The 16715-nt window shown below is 69.3% G+C and carries 13 protein-coding genes and 1 pseudogene; 7 read left to right on the top strand and 7 right to left on the bottom strand.

The window, feature by feature from the left end:
- Positions 1-124 precede the first annotated feature (124 nt).
- On the bottom strand, positions 125-766 hold the full coding sequence (locus tag ACFFR3_RS09675; RefSeq protein ID WP_345408039.1) for a response regulator transcription factor: 642 nt from the start codon (positions 764-766) through the stop codon (positions 125-127).
- Between the two features lie 240 nt (positions 767-1006).
- Entirely contained in the window at positions 1007-1456 is a 450-nt protein-coding gene (locus ACFFR3_RS09670) for a hypothetical protein (protein ID WP_345408038.1), read from the bottom strand.
- Between the two features lie 169 nt (positions 1457-1625).
- Between ACFFR3_RS09670 and ACFFR3_RS09665 the strand changes: the two are divergent.
- Positions 1626-3322, top strand: a pseudogene (locus ACFFR3_RS09665) (alkyl/aryl-sulfatase).
- Positions 3323-3457: 135 nt separating this feature from the next.
- On the opposite strand, the gene ACFFR3_RS09660 reads toward ACFFR3_RS09665, so the two are convergent.
- Positions 3458-4144 (bottom strand): TetR/AcrR family transcriptional regulator, encoded by a 687-nt coding sequence (locus tag ACFFR3_RS09660; RefSeq protein ID WP_345408037.1) that lies wholly within the window; start codon positions 4142-4144, stop codon positions 3458-3460.
- A 126-nt stretch (positions 4145-4270) separates the two neighbouring features.
- Between ACFFR3_RS09660 and ACFFR3_RS09655 the strand changes: the two genes are divergently transcribed.
- Positions 4271-5350 (top strand): aldo/keto reductase, encoded by a 1080-nt coding sequence (locus ACFFR3_RS09655; protein WP_345408036.1) that lies wholly within the window; start codon positions 4271-4273, stop codon positions 5348-5350.
- On the opposite strand, the gene ACFFR3_RS09650 is transcribed toward ACFFR3_RS09655, so the two are convergent.
- Positions 5271-5531 carry a CBS domain-containing protein gene (locus tag ACFFR3_RS09650; RefSeq protein ID WP_345408034.1) on the bottom strand — a complete coding sequence of 87 codons (261 nt, stop codon included), beginning with the start codon at positions 5529-5531 and terminating at the stop codon, positions 5271-5273. The two genes, ACFFR3_RS09655 and ACFFR3_RS09650, sit on opposite strands and share 80 nt — an antisense overlap.
- Before the next feature lie 275 nt (positions 5532-5806).
- On the opposite strand from ACFFR3_RS09650, the gene ACFFR3_RS09645 reads away from it, so the two are divergent.
- From ACFFR3_RS09645 to ACFFR3_RS09635, 3 genes are all read left to right on the top strand, one after another.
- Positions 5807-6139 (top strand): hypothetical protein, encoded by a 333-nt coding sequence (locus ACFFR3_RS09645; RefSeq protein WP_345408032.1) that lies wholly within the window; start codon positions 5807-5809, stop codon positions 6137-6139.
- 164 nt (positions 6140-6303) lie between these two features.
- Positions 6304-7530 (top strand): alpha/beta hydrolase, encoded by a 1227-nt coding sequence (locus ACFFR3_RS09640; protein ID WP_379482964.1) that lies wholly within the window; start codon positions 6304-6306, stop codon positions 7528-7530.
- A 3-nt stretch (positions 7531-7533) separates the two neighbouring features.
- Entirely contained in the window at positions 7534-11754 is a 4221-nt protein-coding gene (locus tag ACFFR3_RS09635) for a tetratricopeptide repeat protein (RefSeq protein ID WP_379482963.1), read from the top strand.
- Between the two features lie 939 nt (positions 11755-12693).
- Here ACFFR3_RS09635 and ACFFR3_RS09630 read toward each other — a convergent pair.
- Both ACFFR3_RS09630 and ACFFR3_RS09625 read right to left on the bottom strand, forming a co-directional pair.
- The gene (locus tag ACFFR3_RS09630) at positions 12694-13020 is read right to left on the bottom strand and encodes a hypothetical protein (protein ID WP_379482962.1); all 327 of its coding nucleotides are present in this window, start codon (positions 13018-13020) and stop codon (positions 12694-12696) included.
- A gap of 17 nt (positions 13021-13037) precedes the next feature.
- Positions 13038-13982 carry an MBL fold metallo-hydrolase gene (locus ACFFR3_RS09625; RefSeq protein ID WP_379482961.1) on the bottom strand — a complete coding sequence of 315 codons (945 nt, stop codon included), beginning with the start codon at positions 13980-13982 and terminating at the stop codon, positions 13038-13040.
- A gap of 236 nt (positions 13983-14218) precedes the next feature.
- On the opposite strand from ACFFR3_RS09625, the gene ACFFR3_RS09620 reads away from it, so the two are divergent.
- Entirely contained in the window at positions 14219-14806 is a 588-nt protein-coding gene (locus tag ACFFR3_RS09620) for a VC0807 family protein (RefSeq protein WP_379482960.1), read from the top strand.
- Here the strand turns inward: ACFFR3_RS09620 and ACFFR3_RS09615 are convergent.
- Positions 14796-15959 carry a cytochrome P450 gene (locus ACFFR3_RS09615; RefSeq protein ID WP_379482959.1) on the bottom strand — a complete coding sequence of 388 codons (1164 nt, stop codon included), beginning with the start codon at positions 15957-15959 and terminating at the stop codon, positions 14796-14798. The two genes, ACFFR3_RS09620 and ACFFR3_RS09615, sit on opposite strands and share 11 nt — an antisense overlap.
- Positions 15960-16108: 149 nt before the next feature.
- On the opposite strand from ACFFR3_RS09615, the gene ACFFR3_RS09610 reads away from it, so the two are divergent.
- A complete protein-coding gene (locus ACFFR3_RS09610; protein ID WP_364379137.1) occupies positions 16109-16705 on the top strand; it encodes a DUF1707 SHOCT-like domain-containing protein in 597 nt (198 codons plus the stop codon).
- Positions 16706-16715 lie beyond the last annotated feature (10 nt).

Genomic DNA, 16715 nt, shown 5'->3' with positions numbered 1-16715 from the left:
CCCTGCCGTCGTCGGTGGTGGGGGAGAAAAAGTGCCCGCCCCCGCCGCCCACCCTTCCTGATCAGGGCGGCGGGAACGGGGGCCGAAAGGCACCCGCGCGAAGGACCAAGGTCCTTCGCAGAAGTCAGTCCTTGCGGTCGGCGTGCAGCCGTGCCGCCAGCGCCGCGGCCTGCGTGCGGCGCTGCATGTCGAGCTTCGACAGCAGGTTGGAGACGTAGTTCTTGACCGTCTTCTCGGCCAGGAACATGCGCTCGCCGATCTGCCGGTTGGTCAGCCCCTCGCCGATGAGCTCGAGGATGTGACGCTCCTGCTCGGTCAGCGCCGCCAGCGGGTCCTTCCTGGCGGCCTGGTCGCGCAGCCGCTGCAGCATGGCCGCCGTGGTCTGCGGGTCGAGCAGCGACTGCCCCGAGGCCACCGTACGGACCGCGCCCACCAGGTCGGAGCCGTGGATCTGCTTGAGCACGTATCCCGCCGCGCCCGCCATCACGGCGTCGAACAGCGCGTCGTCGTCGGCGAACGACGTCAGCATCAGGCACGCCAGCCCCGGCACCCGGGAGCGCACCTCGCGGCAGACGTCCACGCCGTTGCCGTCGGGCAGCCGGACGTCGAGCACCGCCACGTCGGGGGTGAGCGCCGGGATGCGTGCGATCGCCGACTCGGCGGTGCCCGCCTCGCCGATCACCTCGATGTCGTCCTCCGAGTCGAGCAGCGCGGCGACACCTCGGCGCACGACCTCGTGGTCGTCGAGGAGGAACACACGAATCATGTCTGTGACGCTACCGAAGCGGCGCTCCCGCCGAAAGGACGAAAGTCCCTTGCCCGACCGCCGAAGGTCCACTGCCGCACGGCTTCCCGCACGCTCGGGCAGGCGCGCCGCTCGGCGTGTCAGCCGAAACGGTGCGCGGGCGCGCCGGCCTACCAGGTGTGGACGTACCGGGTGTTTCGCCGCCGCCGGACCGCGACTCCGTGAGGAGTCCCTCGCCTGAGCTACCGCCGGCGGCTTTCGTCAGCCGCAGTGGACTCCGAACGCGGCATCGCCGGTGCGGTACCAGTCGCCGTTGTAGGTCAGTTGCCCCTCGGCGTAGACGCACTTGTGCTTCAGGTACAGCTTGACCGGGCCCGCGTAGTAGCGGTAGTTGGCGCTGCTGCCGATCGGTGGGTCACTGACGGTGCGCGAGCCGCCGTCGCTCAGGAAGACCCTGATGTGGTGCGCCACGCCGTCCCACGCGGCCTTGGCCCGGGCGATGGCGCAGTTGTAGCCGTTGGAGGGGTTGTAGTAGAGGTCCAGGCTGCCGCCGACGGCGTCGCCGTAACGCAGCGGGTACGACGACAGGAAGTTGTACCCGGATCCGCAGCTGCCGCCGGTGGCGGAGGCGGGCTGCGCCGTTACCGCCGACAGCGGGATGGTCACGACGCACGCCGCCAGGACGGCGGCCAGCTTGCTACGCAGGGACATGTGGGGGGCCTTTCGCGCAAATGATCACAAACTCGCGCGATCTTACTCCATAACGTCCCCAGCGCGTCCGACGCCCTCGACGACCTCCTGCCGGCGCATGATCAGGCGCTGTGGGTTTCTTGAGTGTTCGCTTGCCCTGATCGACGCCGGACGTGGGCATGACCGCCGGATGGCACGCCTTCCCTTGCACGACCGCGCGGACTTCGACGCCGCCGAGCGCGGCTTCATCGCGAGCCTGTCACCCGCCCTGATCACGGCGGCCGACGGCGAGGTCGTCTGGGACAACGACGCGTACGCCTTCCTCGACGGCGACTGCCCAGGCACCGCGCACCCCAGCCTCTGGCGGCAGGCGCAACTGTGCGCCAAGCAGGGCCTGTTCGAGGTCACCGAGGGTGTCTACCAGGTACGCGGCCTCGACCTGTCGAACATGACCCTCGTCGAGGGCGAGCGCGGCGTCATCGTCATCGACCCGCTCGTCTCCACCGAATGCGCCGCCGCCGCGCTCGAGCTCTACCGCGGCCATCGCGGCGACCGCCCGGTCACCGGCCTGATCTACACCCACCCCCACGTCGACCACTTCGGCGGCGCCCGCGGCGTCACCGGCGGCGACGCCATTCCCGTGCTCGCGCCCGCCCACTTCATGGAGCACGCCGTCGCCGAGAGCGTCTACGCCGGCACCGCCAGGAACCGCCGCGAGGCCTACATGTACGGCCAGCACCTGCCCCGCGGCCCGGAGGGCCAGCTCGGCTGCGGCCTCGGCATGGGCAGCTCCGCCGGCACCGTCTCGCTCGTCCCGCCCACCCTGGACGTCACCCGCACCGGCCAGGAGGAGACGGTGGACGGCGTACGCATCGTCTTCCAGCTCACGCCCGGCACCGAGGCGCCCGCCGAGATGAACGTCCTCTTCCCCGACCGGCGCGCCCTGTGCATGGCCGAGAACGCCACGCACAACCTGCACAACGTCCTGACCCTGCGCGGCGCGCCGGTCCGCGAACCCCGCGTCTGGTCCCGCTACCTGGCCGAGGCCATCGCGCTGTTCGCCGGCCAGGCGGACGTGGCCTTCGCCTCCCACCACTGGCCCACCTGGGGCCGCGAGCACATCGTCACCTTCCTGTCCCAGCAGCGCGACCTGTACGCCTACCTGCACGACCGGTCAGCCACAACGTCAAGGCGATCTACCAGCGCTACCTGGGCTGGTTCGACGGCAACCCCGCCCACCTGTGGGAGCACCCCCCGGCCGAGCTGGCCAGGCGCTACGTCGAGCTGCTCGGCGGCGCCTCCGCCGTGGTCGCCCTGGCCGGCCGCTACATGCGGGAGAACGACCTGCGCTTCGCCGCGACCCTGCTCAACCACGCCGTCTTCGCCGACCCTGGCGACTCCGCCGCCCGCGGCCTGCTGGCGCAGGTCTACACCCGCCTGGGCCACGGCGCCGAGAACGCCACCTGGCGCAACTTCTACCTGACCGGCGCCCAGGAGCTGACCGGCTCGCCGTCGAAGCCCGCGGCCGGCACCATCTCACCGGACCTGCTCAGCGCCCTGACCGCCGAGCAGGTCTTCGACTCGCTGGCCATCCGCGTCAACGGCCCCGGAGCCTGGAACGAGCGCTTCGCCATCGACTGGCACCTCACCGACACCGGCGAGCACCATCGCACCACGATGTCCAACGGCGCCCTGATCCACGAGCGCAACCCGTGCGGGAACGGCGCCGACCTGACGCTACGGCTGACCAAGGAGCGCCTGATGAGCCTGATCACCGGCGACACCGGCGGTGACGGCCTCGCCCACGACGGAGACCTGACCGTCCTGCGACGGCTGACCGCGGTCCTGGAGCAGCCCACCCCGGACTTCGCCATCGTCACACCCTGAACAGGTGCGTGGCCGGAGACCGATGAGGCTCTGGTCAGGACGAGCCGGTCGCGGTGAAGTCGATCTCCTTGAGCTCGGGGTTGAACGCCTCGGCCTCCAGCAGGCCCTCTGACCTGCGGGTTGCGTCTTTGGCGCCTACTTGGTCCGCCCTTCCGGCGAGGGCTTTCGGGCGAGCAGTCCCGCGAGCATGGTGCCCAGCATCTCGCCGTACATGGTGGCGAAGTCCACCCGTGAGCTGGCGAGCCGGGGATCGGCCGTGGCCTCGACGACGGCCGGGGACGGATTGCCGAATGGCCACAGACCCACCAGCACGACGACGGCGTAGTCCGTCAGCCTGATCGCGTCCTCCTCGGCAAGGGCCGGCACCCGCTCGCCGACCGCCTTCGCCAGCCTGGCGCGGTGTTCCTGGTAGGAGAGCTTGTACGTGTGCACGGCCTCGGACGAGACGTTCCGCTCCAGAACGCTCGGCAGCAGGCTCCACAGCTGGCACAGGACCGGCCGGGCGGCGAGGGAGTCGGCCCAGGCCCGTATGACCTGTCCCGGCTCGCAGGGAGGAGCGGGCCATTCGCCGGCCAGGGCTTCGATCCAGGCGAGCCGCATCCGTTCCAGAAGCCCCAGGAAGACGCCATCGCGGGTCTCGAAGTAGCGCACCACGTGCGTCTTGGACACGCCCAGCCGCCGCGCGAGCTCGCGGAGGCTGATCTTCTCGGCCGGCATCTCGCCCAGCAGCGCCTCGGCGGCGACGAGGATCTCCTGCCGGCGAAGCTCCCGCTGCTCAGGCCGCCTGGCCCGCTGGAAGGCCGGCGGCTCCGGGTCGTCCATCGCATCTCCTCGCGGTGCAGGTGGCACGGAAGATCCAGCTTAGCGGTCCGCCGGACATTTACTTCGTGTCCACTGGACACCTAAACTGATAAGAGTCCACTGGACACCAATGCAATGAGGAGCAACATGCAGAAGGCCCGCATCACTCTTGGGCACAGCGACATCTCCGTCCGGCCGATCGGCCTGGGCTGCATGGGGATGTCCCAGTTCTACGGAGACGCCGACGACAAGGAGTCCGTCGCCGCGATCCACGCCGCGATCGACGCCGGCATCGACTTCTTCGACACCTCCGACATCTACGGCGCGGCAGGGGCGGTCGTCGGCCGGCGGCAGAGAAGTTTCGGGCACAACGAAGAGCTGTTGGGCCGTGCCGTGCGCGGGATGCGCGACCAGGTGGTCCTGGCCACCAAGTTCGGCGCGCGGCTCGCCCCGGAGGGCGGGGTGGTCTTCGACGGGCATCCCGACTACGTGACCGCCGCCTGCGACGCCAGCCTGCGCCGCCTCGGCGTCGACCACATCGACCTCTATTACTGCCACCGCCATGACACCTCCGTGCCGATCGAGGACACCGTCGGCGCGATGGCCGCTCTGGTGACGGCGGGCAAGGTGCGCGCTATCGGGCTCAGCGCGGTCGGGCCGGACGTGCTTCACCGGGCGTCCGCCGTGGCGCCCCTCTCGGCCCTCCAGAGCGAGTACTCGCTGTGGGCCCGCGAGGTGGAGCAGGAGGTGCTGCCCACCTGCCGCGAGCTGGGCATCACCTTCGTCCCCTACAGCCCGCTGGGGCGAGCCGCACTCGCCGGCCGCTTCACCACCGGCACGTCGTTGTCCGCCGACGACTTCCGCTCCAGCCTGCCGAAGTTCGAGGGGGAGAACTTCGCGCACAACCTCCGCCTCATCGACGGGCTCAAGACGTTCGCCAGCGAACGGGGATACGCGCCCGGGCAGGTCGCCCTGGCCTGGCTGCTGGCCCAGCCGTATGACATCGTGCCCATTCCCGGCACGAAGCGGGCGGCGTACGCGCGTCAGAACATCGCCGCCACGTCCGTGCCGCTCAGCGCGGACGACCTCGCCTTGCTGGCGGACCTGTTCGACCCGGCGCGTGTACGAGGCGGCCAGTACGGCGCGCTCAACCAGCGCTCGCAGCACCGCACGCCGTCCGGAAAGACAGCGGAGGCCGGTAGCCCTCGCGGTAGTACTGCTCCCTGAACTCCTCCTTGCGCAGCAGGCCGGCCTCCGGCACCATGCCGAGTACCTGCCGGTCGTCGTCGATGACCGGAACGGCGCTGACGCCGGCCGCGATGAGCGTCTCCGCGATCTCTTTGAACGGGGTTGCGGCGGATACGGCGATGACCTTCTCCGTCGTCACGTCCGCGACGGTCATGCGCATGATGTCCTCCTTGTCGGCTACCCCCATCACACGCTTCAGAGGTGCCCCGGCTTGGAGGCGAAGGTCCCCGTCGGGGCGGTCGTTGGTCAGCGCGGCCGCCGCAGCAGCGCCTGCGGCGGCGGTACGCAGGGTGCTCCAGCCGCTGGTGAAGAACCGGAGACAGGCCGGGCGTTCCGAGGACCGCTCCGCCAGCTCGTGTAAGGGTTCTGCCCGTCCACGCTGGTCCGACTTATCGTGAAATAAGATGCTCGCATTCCTCCTGGAAAGGGGGCAGGATGCGCGACTTCTATGCGACGGTGGCGCAGGTGCTTCCCGTCGTATTACTGGCGTTCGTCTGGGACTCGAAGTATTTCGACGGCCTCTCCGAGCGGCAGCGAAATGTCCGGTTCTGGACGCTTAAGCGGGTCCGTATCTATGCCTTATCCGTGGCCACGGTCATCATCGCGGACCTGGCGGTCTGCCTGCTCGTCCTCGCCGGGACGGTGCCGGATTCGGCGGGGCTGCGAGGCGTCGTCATCGCCGGAGTGGCCCTCGGGCTGGTCAGCCTGCTGTACCGCATCTTCGCCACGATCATCACGAACACTCGCCCGGTGGATCGGGAGGGATGAAGGTGCGACTCAGGCACGTCGTGGTGATCGTTCCGGGTATTCTCGGGAGCGTCCTGTGTGACGAACGCGGCACGCGCGTATGGGGCGGGCTCCCGGAAGGGGTTCGCCGGCTGCTCCAGCCGGGCGCACTCGACATCGACGTTCCGCTTGAACCGGTGACGCTGATGCCGACGATCAGACTCATCGGGAAAACGCTGGCACCGGGATACGACAATCTGGTCAAACGCCTCCAGAACGCCTTCTCGAACGCGAAGGTCGCCACGATCGTGCCGGGCGGAGGTGGTGGCTCGTCCGGAAATATCCTGCTTTTTCCGTACGACTTCCGCGCGGGGGTCGCGACTGCCGCCGAACACCTGGCCCGGGCGATACGGGACCGTCTCGGCCCGCCGGAGCACAACCGGCGGCGCGTGATCGTCATCGGGCACTCGATGGGCGGTCTCGTCGCCCGCTACTGGCTGGGGCCGCTCAGCGGCGCGCCCTACTGCGCGTCCCTGATCACGGCCGGAACACCGCACCGGGGAGCGCCGAAAGCTCTGGACTGGCTGTGGAACGGCGTCGGCGCCGGAGCCGTACGCGACCCGCGGCTCACAAAGATCATGCGGCGCTGGCCGTCGGCGTACGACCTGCTGCCCCGCTACCGGACCGTCCTGGCCGGGAAGCTGACCCCCGGGCTGGAACCGGGCGCCGACCCGGCAGCGCTCTACCCGGCCGACCTGCCGTGGCCTGACCGGGCCCAGGCCGAGCACGCGCGCCGCGCGTACGCCATGCACGAAGACATCGGCACCGCCTGGGAAGAGCTCGGCGAGCACGCGCCCGATCTCCTGCCGCTGTTCGCGCCCGGCCACGCCACGCTCGGCCGCAGCACGCTCAAGGACGGCCGCCTCAGGGTGGAGAAGGTCAACGCCGAATGGCTCCCGGAGCCCGAGCGCGGCGGCGACGGGACGGTGCCGTGGTTCTCGGCCGTGCCCATCGAGCTGGACGCGCAGCGGTCGCGGTGGCGGCCCGTCCGGGACCGGCACCTGCCGATGGCGTCCAGCCCGGCGATCCTCCAGGCGCTCGCACTCCTGTCCGGCGCCTCGACCTCCGCAACGCGCGGGGACACGCCCGAAGGGCCGTGGCTGGGACTCGACCTGGACGAGACGGTCCCGGCCGGGACACCGGTGCCGCTACGCGCACGCTGGCACGGCGCGGCCGTCGCGGAAGAAACCGTCGTGGAAGCCCGCGTCGCCGGTCAGGCCGTGCCCGGTGTGGCGACGGACGAGGGCGTCTGGGAGTTCGGCCTCCCGCCCCTGCCGCCGGGCGAGCATCGCGTCGAGGTCATCGCCCACACGCCCGGCCGGGACCCGGTGAGCTGCGCCGACGTCATCGGAGCCGTCGAACAGGAGACCTGAGCCATGAGCGGATGGCTGCGCTGGTCGAGGGACTCCGCGCCCGGGCTGCTCGCCGCGTACGTGCAGCGGGGCGTCGTCGGCAAGATGCTCGGCGACGACCGCCCGGCCCCCGGCGCGGGCGCGCGACTGGACCGGGCGCGAGTACTCTACGAGGCCTTCGCCCGGCGAGACATCACGTACGCGCACGAGGACCCGGCGAGCGACACGGCCGGCCAGATGATCAGGACCCCGGGGGAGGTGCTGCTGTATCACCGCCACGCCACCTGCCTCGACATCGCCGTCACGTACGCGGGCGGCTGCCTGGACGCCGGCCTGCATCCCCTCATCGTCATCGCCGAACCTGCCACGGCCGGGGGAGCGTTCCATGCGTTCGTCGTCGTGTGGCTCGGCGGGGAGTACCAGCGTCCCGCGTCGTTCGACTATCCGCTGACGTCTCTCGTCCACCAGGAGATGCCTGCGGAGGTCGCGCTCGTCCAGGAGACGAACGGGACATTCCTCGCCATCGACGTCACCGGCGCGGCACACGGATACGGCGGACGAGCCGATCCACTGCCCTGGGCAGACGCCGTCACAGCGGGCACAGAGCTGTGCGGACGCTGGAGCTTCGCGGTCGACATCGGGCTCTACGAGGGGGACGTCCTCCCGCAACCGGCGACACCCACGAACGACCCGCTCACGTTCCCGTACTACAAGGCGCGGACGAGGGCAGGACCCCTCGCCGAACTCCAGGCACGCAGAGGACGCATCCCGTTCGCGCCGCGCGAAGAACTCGACCTGCTCATCGATTGGTGCGAGGTCGCCGACCCGCAGAACCGTACGAAGATCACGATCCTGCACGGCCTCGGCGGAGCCGGCAAGACCCACCTGGCAGCCGAACTCGCCGCCACCATGGCCAACCAGGGCTGGCACACCGGCTTCCTCATCCGCAAACCCGACGACGTCCAACTCGCCTGGCTCGGCCGCCTCGTCTCACCCCTGCTCGTCGTCATCGACTACGCCGAAGCAGTGAAAGCGGAGGACGTCAACGCGCTGCTCCGCGCCGTCCGGGGCCGAGCCGCTCCCACGCGCGTCGTCCTGACCGCACGCCTGGTGGGCGACTGGTGGACCGACCTCGAGGGCCTGCTGTCCGTCGACGACCACGACGTAGCCGTATCGCCCCGTCCCATCGAACCCCTGCACCCGGCACCCTTGCGCGTCTTCCTGCTCGCCTACCGCGCCTTCACCGGCCACGACCTCACCGTCCCCTCACCGGCGGACCTCCCGCAACCGGCCCAATGGACGACGCTCGACCTCGTCCTGCACGCCTGGCTCGCCGCCGAGGGTGTCCGTGACCTGCCGCGCGGCCACGCCCACCTCTACGAAGAGGTCATGCGGCGGGAGTTCCAGTACTGGCAGAAGACATACAGGGAGCGGCACGCGAGCGACGCGCCGCCGAAGCACACGTTCTGGTCGCTGGGAGCCTGCCTGGCGTTGCTGTCCCCACGCAAGGAACGCATCCCGGAACTGGTCACCGCGGTCCTGGACATCGACGATCGGCTCGTACGGGACCATCTGGCCGACCTCATCGAAGAGATGCTCCACACCGACCCCGAGGCCGGCACCGTCTCCATCCGCCCCGACCCGATCGGCGCCCACCTCCTCGTACGTCCCCATCCCCGCGACCCCGACCTGCTCGACCGCTGCATCCAGGCAGCGACCGATACGGAAGCGGCCCACGCATGCCTGGCGATCTCCCGCGCCGCCCAGAACGACACGGCGAAGGCGCGCGACCTCGCATCCGCAGCGCTCGGGCGCCGGCGAAATCTGTGGCAGGTCGCCTATATCGTCGCCGCAGCTCAAGGGGGCCCGTTCGTACCTGCCCTCGAAGCCCTGGCCCGCGAGCCCGATACACCGCTGCCGCTCGCGTCCCTCGCCGGACAGATCCCGATCCGGCACAGTGCGCTGGGCGGGCTAGCGCTGATCGCCGCAAAAGCCCAGGTATCGAGGGAGGCCGCAGCCGACGAAGAGGCGCTGGCCAGGCAAGCCTGGGCCCTCAATACTCTTGCCGTCCGGCAATCCGACGTCGGAGACCGGTCCGCCGCCCTGGCCACCATCCAGCAAGCCGTCGCACACTACCGCACCTTGACTGAGGCGAACCAGGAGGACTTCCTGCCCGATCTGGCCGGATCGCTGCAGAACCTGTCGAATCAGCAGGCCAAGGCCGGTGATCGGGAGGGTGCGCTGGAGTCGGTTCGGGAAGCCGTCGCCATTCACAGAGCCTTGGTCGAGGCGGACCAGGCTGCCTTCTTGCCGGACTTGGCCATGTCCTTGAGCAATCTTTCGGTCCATCAGTCCGCAACTGGGGATCAGAAGGGTGCCCTGGAGTCGGCCAGAGAAGCTGTCACCATCCACCGGGCTTTGATCGGGACGAACCATGTCGCCTCCCTGCCGGGCCTGGCCGGTTCGCTGCAGAACCTGTCGAATCAGCAGGCCGAGGCCGGGGATCGGGAGGGTGCGCTGAAGTCGGTTCGGGAAGCCGTTGCCATCCACAGGGCCTTGAGCAGCACGAACCCTGCTGGAGTCTTGCCGGACCTGGCCCAGTCGTTGGGCAACCTCTCCCTTCGGCAGGCTCAGTGTGGCGATCGGGAGGGTGCGCTGGGGTCGATCCAGGAGGCCGTCGTTCATCACCGCACCTTGGCCCAAGCCAACCCCACCGTCTTCCTGCCGGACCTGGCCATGTCGCTGCACAACCTGGCGCTTCGGCTGGCTGAGTGCGGGAATCGGGTGGCTGCGCTGGAGCCGGCCCAGGAAGCAGTGGCTCACTACCGCGCCTTGATCACGGCGAATGGTGCCCTATATCTGGACATGTTGGCCGCCGCGTTGCACACCCTATCGGTCCGGCAGTCCGAGACCGGGGATCGGGAAGGTGCGCTGAAGTCGATTCGGGAAGGCGTCGCCATCCGCCAGACCCTGGTCAAGGCGGACTCTGCTGCCTTCCTGCCCGGCCTGGCCGGCTCGCTGAACACCTTTTCCCTTCAACAGGCCGAGTGTGGGGACCGTCAGGGTGCGCTGAAGTCCAGCCATGAAGCGGTGGCTCATCACCGCACCTTGGCCGAGGTCAACCCCGGCGCCTTCCTGACGGACCTGCTCATGTCGCTGAACACCTTCGCTGACCTGCTGGAGAAGCTGGAGCGGGCGGGCAAGGTGGCCGGTGTTTGGTCGGAGATCGCATCCGGGCTTCGGCCGGGAGCACAAGCGGAGTGCCTGGCGCATCTCGTGGCCCGGCAGTTCGCCGACGGGCGTCGCTCGGCTGCGGTGAAGACGCTCACCCGGGCCATACAGTGCGCCGATGCGGACGAGGACCCGCAGTGGCGCGGCCGAGCGCGGCGAGCCCTGCAACGCGTCGGAGCCCAGCTGGCCGCAGAGGAGAAGAAACCGGAGAAGTGGCCGTACTGGGTCGTGTGCGACCTGAGCGACGAGGAGATGGAACGCCTCAACCGCTGGCTGACAGCGGCCGACTGGGAGACGAAGGCCGCGTACCTCCGCGCCGAATACACCGCGCTGTCCGGAGAAGACGGTCGATCCGCTCTCGACCTGGCCCAAGCCTGGTACCCGGAGTTCCACGGGCTGCAAGAGCTCTCCGGCCTGTTGGACGCCATCGAGGAGGGCGGCCTCGACCAGGTGATCGACCTCCTGACCGCCCACAACAGGCGCGTGCTCCTGACCCGTGCCTGGCTGAACAGTCCGGACTGGGATCAGTCGCGGGCGTTCCTCCGCGAGAACATCGAAGAACTGGCGCACCCGGAAACGGTGGCGCTGCTCAAGAGCACCGAGGACGAGATCGCCCACCAGCACGCGGCCATCCTGGAACTCCTGGAATCATTGGAGCTGGACGAGGTCTTCGACGCCGTGACGGACGTGACCGTGGCGGCTGATCACGGGTACCGGTTCCTGGAAGCCGGCGCCTGGATTAAACTCGCCCCCTTGTCACGAGCAGTTCCGCACCTGATGACGACGCCGTTCGTGTCGCCGTTCCTGGCAGCCGTGGCCGCGGTCCTCAGGGGTACACCCGAGGACGGATCCGACCCGGAGGCGTGGATGCGTACCGCCGCCGAGGCCGCCACGGACACGCAGCGCCGGGCGGGCGTCGCCCGTTTACGGCGGATGACCCGCCGCTTTCCCGAGCACGCCGCAGCGTTGGAACGGCTCATAGAGCTGCTGGAGGCGGAGCCCGCCGAAACCTGAGCGGCGGCGACCACGGCGTGGCAGCCTGGGAAGGCGGTATGGCTCCGAGAGGAGATCGTCGAAGCGGTCAGGACTCGCCCGCGCCGGGCTGGCGCGATAACGGAAGGCTTCCCCGGTGTCGGCGCGGTCGCGGGGCCGGACAACCTATGGGTGATCTTCCACTGGCGGCGGGATCCGAACGTATACGCCGTCGAGGTCGACTCCCCGACCGAATTCGAAAGCCCGTGGACCGGCCTACTCGTGACCTCGGCCGACGAACGGGACCGCCGAGGCCCTGTCCCACCTCGCCGAGGACCTCGCGACCGGCTTGGTGAGCCGCGGCCGCCGGAAGATCCGCGACGGCTATGTCGTGCTGGACACCGCGACGCCCCAGACATCTTCCCCCCTGGGTTCTACCTCAGCGAGGTCCCCCTCGTAGGCGTGCGTTCCTGCTCGCGGCACCCGCCTGGGACCTACGTCACCTGGGGATCTCCAGGGGATCTGGTCCCCGCGTCCGAGACCTGATCATGGCTGGCCGATGCTGGCATGGACGTGAGCGTCCCCCGCCGCCTGATCGCCGAGGACCGGCTCGCCTGCCGGCTGCAGGCGTACGCGGACTCCTCCTCGCGGCCGTCCTTATGTCGGCCACGCGGCCGCGTCCTGGGAGGATGCGCGACACACCACCGCATGTCTCGAGGTGGTCCACACCCAGCCCGGCGTCCCTATGGAGGTACGCGGCGCGCTGGCGCGGTTCGCGGTTCGCACGGTGATCGAGAACTGCGCTCTGCACGCGGTCATCACCATCGACGTCCCCGAACTCCACGAACTAGGCTTCCGGTCCGCCCCGAGGGCGGACGCACACTCAACACCATCGACACCGATGCGCCGGATTTGACGTGACGAGCGCGAAACTAATCCTTCAAACGCTCAAGCCCAGCCGGTTCGACGATGAAGAATCCGTCATGGGCGGTACAGGGCCTGTTGTCCCGGGTTGAGCAGCCGCCAGGCGGAGCCGATGGCCTTGCGGTGCCGTCGGATGAGGCCGGCGACGTAGTTCAGGATTGAGTGCGACAAATCGACGGCAGCACGATAGAACAGCATCCGAGACCCCTGGTTGTGACGGACGTGATTGTGGTGATCAACCCGTCTCCAGGGTTTTGCCATGATTGAGGCGGCTTCGGCGAGCTTTCCGAAGATGTCCATCATGTTGATGAGAGCGAGGGTGCAGGCGATGTGTTCGCACGCCATGAGAGCCTGCCCGCCGTGGCGTCTGGCAACAATGGCCACGACACCAGCCTTGGCCGCTACTGGTCCTGGAGGATGCGGCCGCGCAGCATCGTCTCCATGACCTTCATGAAGCGCTGCGTCCTGGCGGGGCCGATGATGAACGGGTTCTTCGTGGCTCCCGCGCGGAGTTGCTCGATGCGGGTCAGGCCGTAGTCGGCGCCGCCGTGGTTGTTCAGCTCGACGTCCACGCCGGCCCTGCGCATCGTGACGGCGGCCTCACGTACGGACGTCAGGTTCGTGCGCTTGGCCTCCGTCGTGGCGGGTGGGTTGGTGCCGCCCCACAGGATGGCGGTGTGGCGGCGGCCCTTCCAGCGGACTGGGAAGATGGGCGAGACGGTGCCGGGGGTGTGGCCCGGCGTGTGGTGGAAGACGATCGTGGTGTCGCCGAGGGTCAGCTTCTGGCCGTCGCTGATCTCCAGGTCGCGCTTGGGGGCGTGCTCGGGGCGCTCGGCGGCGATGAGGTCCCAGTCGGCCTTGTGCATCATGACGCGGGCGCCGTACGTGTCCGCGAGGTACTGCGCGCCGCCGAAGTGGTCGTCGTGACCGTGGGCGGCCACCACGTACTTGATGTGGGCGGGGTTCACGCCCACATCACGCAGACCAGGGACGATGATCTTTTTGGCGTCGTCCGGTGAGCCCATCGCGTCGATGAGGACGACGCCCTTCGACGTGAGCAGCGCCGTGGCCTGGACGAACGTGGTGCCGACCACCGCGACGTCGTCGAAGATCTTGAACGGCTTGACGGGCTGCACAGCCGGCATCTGGAGGCCGGGGGAGAGCGCCTTGACCAGGGCCTTCAGTACGGGGTCGTCGCCGGCGAGCTTGGCCGCGCGGTCGTAATAGTCCTGCGCGGTCTTGGGCGCGGTCTTGGGCGCGGTCTTGAGCGCGGCCGACGCCGGGCGCGCGCCTCCCGCCAGCGGTAGCAGAGTGGCAGCGGCCAGCACGGTACGGCGGGACGGCATGAACGGATACCTGCTTTCTCGAAGGCCCTTGTGACGTCCGGACAGCGAAGCAGACCTCGTTTCCGCATGTCCAATAGCGATCTTCATCGCCGACCGATAAGGGAGTCGATATCGCACCAGATCAGACGTGATCTCCACCCCAGGGTGGAGATCACACGCACTCATGCCTCGGGTTGAGGACACCCGGGCAGGGCGCCACTAGCGTCACCCGACGTGATCCAGGAGGTGCCACGCACATGGACAAACGTCAGCTCATCAAGGACCTGCTGTGGGACGTCGGCCTGCCCACGGTGGTCTTCTACCTCTGCCGCGCACTCGGTCTCGAGGCCCTCCCCGCCCTGGCCGTGGGCGGGCTCGCCGCCCTGGCGAGGGTGGGTTACGTCGCCGTCGTACGCCGCAGGCTGAACGGCCTCGCCGCCCTCGTCAGCGCCACCTTCGTCCTGCTGCTCGCCGCGTCGCTGCTCACCGGCGACCCCAGGATCCTGCTGGCCAAGGAGTCGATCCTGGCTGGCGCGGCGGGCCTGCTCCTCGTGGGCTCCTGCGTCGTGGGGAGACCCATCGTGTACGCCGTCATCCGCCGCCTCGACGACGCCGAGCGCTGGGAGGAGCGGTGGCGTACCGAGCCCGCGCTCCGCCGCCACTTCACCACGCTGAGCCTCGTCATGGGAACGGGGCTGCTCCTCGACGCCGTCGTCCGGGGGGTGCTCATCTGTCTGCTGCCCATCGACACCATGGCGGGCTTGTCGATGGCGTTGCACGTCGCCACCCTCGCCCTGCTCGCGGTCTGGGTGCTCTGGTACCGCGGCCGCCGGGTCACCAGGTGACGGGCAGGCTCTTGACGCCGTAGATGTCGGCCATCTCCGGCCGCAGGGCGACCTCCTCGGAGGGTACGGCCAGGCGCAGCGTCGGGAAGCGGTTGAACAGTGCGGGGAAGGCGACCCGCAGCTCCACGCGGGCGAGCTGCTGCCCCAGGCACTGGTGGATGCCGTGGCTGAAGGCGAGGTGGCCGCCGTCCTGGCGGCGCAGGTCGAGGGTGTGGGGGTCGGGGAAGCGGTCGGGGTCGCGGTTGGCGGTGCTGAGGGACAGGATGACCGTCGTGCCGGCCTCGATGGTGTGGCCGGCCAGCTCCACGTCCTCCAGCGCGACCCGGAAGAACTGCTTGGCCACCGACAGATACCTCAGGAGCTCCTCGACGGCCGAGGCGGGGTCGGCGTGCAGGGCGGCGACCTGGCCGGGGTTGCGCAGCAGGGCGAACGTGCCGAGGGCCAGCATGTTGGCGGTGGTGTCGAAGCCGGCCGACAGCAGGATCAGGGCCATGCCCTGCAGCTCCTCGTCGGTCAGGTCGCCGTCGAGGAGGTCGCTGAGCACGTCGTCGGTGGGGTGGGCGCGCTTGGCGGCAACCAGCTCGGCGAGGTACTGCTGGGTCGCGGCGTAGGCGGCGATCAGCTCGTCGTCGCCGGCCTCGCCGCCGAGGAACGCGTCGATGTTCTCCTGGAAGCGGTCCCGGTCCTCGTACGGGACGCCCAGCAGCTCGCAGATCACCATGGCGGGGATGGGCTTGGCGAACGCGGTCACCAGGTCGGCTCCAGGACCGGCCTGCTCCATGGCGTCGAGGTGTTCGGCGGTGATCTGCTCGACGCGTTCGGTGAGCTGCCGCATCCTGCGCACGGTGAACTTGCCGACCAGGGGCTTGCGGTAGCGGCCGTGCCGCGGCTCGTCCATGAGCAGGAACTCGCCGGGCGGCGCCTCGGGCACCTCGATGTCGCCGTAGTCGATGAGCGGGTGGTGGCGCATGAGCTCCCTGCGGGAGCTGAACCGGGAGTCGGCCAGGATCTGCCGGGCCAGGTCGAAACCGGTGACCAGCCACCCCTGGTGCCCGTCGGGGAAAGGGAGCCGGCTGATCGGGCCGTGCTCGCGGGCTTCGAGCAGCTCCCTGGGCGGGTCGAACGGGCACCCTGACGGGCGTTCGGTGGGCATCGACGGCAATGTGTGCATGATCGTCCTTAGAAAGGTACTTCGTGTTGCTAGGTACTGCTAGAAAGTAACACTGACTACCGCTACTTAGCAACAGCGAATAGCTGGGACGGGCCGCCCGGACTTGCGCCGAATCGCCGTAGTATCGGGCTATGACTTCTGGCCCCCCGGAACCCGTCCGCCGTGCCGACTGGCGCGTCTCGCATGACGAGCGCGAAGCGGTGGTGGAACGGCTGAACAATGCGGCGGCCGAGGGCCGGATCGACCTCGAAGAGCTGGACGTGCGGCTGAGCGCGGCCCTGAACGCCAAGACGTACGGCGATCTCGAGCGCCTCACCGCCGACCTGCCGCCGGAGGTCCCGGTCGATCAGGAGCCGCTGGTCCTCAAGGGCGGCATGCACGGCGTCACCCGCACCGGGCGCTGGGACGTGCCGGGCCGCATCATCGTGTACGGCGGCATGGGCGCCGCCAAGCTCGACTTCACCCAGACCGAGTGCCGGCTGCCCGAGATCCAGATCGAGGTGCACGGCGAGATGGCCGGCGTCACGATCGTCATCCCCGACGGCTGGATCGCGGAGACCTCGCGCATGAACCCGGGTCTGGGCGGCTTCAGAGACAAGACCACGCCCGACCGGCTGCCCAGGACCCCGCTGATCCGCCTGGCCGGCAGCGGCGGCGCCGGGGGAGTGGTCATCCGCCACGCCAACAGCTGGGAACGCCGCAAACTGCGCCGCCTCCAGGAGCGCTGAGCCCCGCACC

The sequence above is a fragment of the Nonomuraea salmonea genome, assembly GCF_042428605.1.
Lineage (GTDB): Bacteria > Actinomycetota > Actinomycetes > Streptosporangiales > Streptosporangiaceae > Nonomuraea > Nonomuraea salmonea.
Note: the sequence above shows the minus strand (reverse complement) of the source record. Positions and strands in the feature narration are given on the sequence as shown.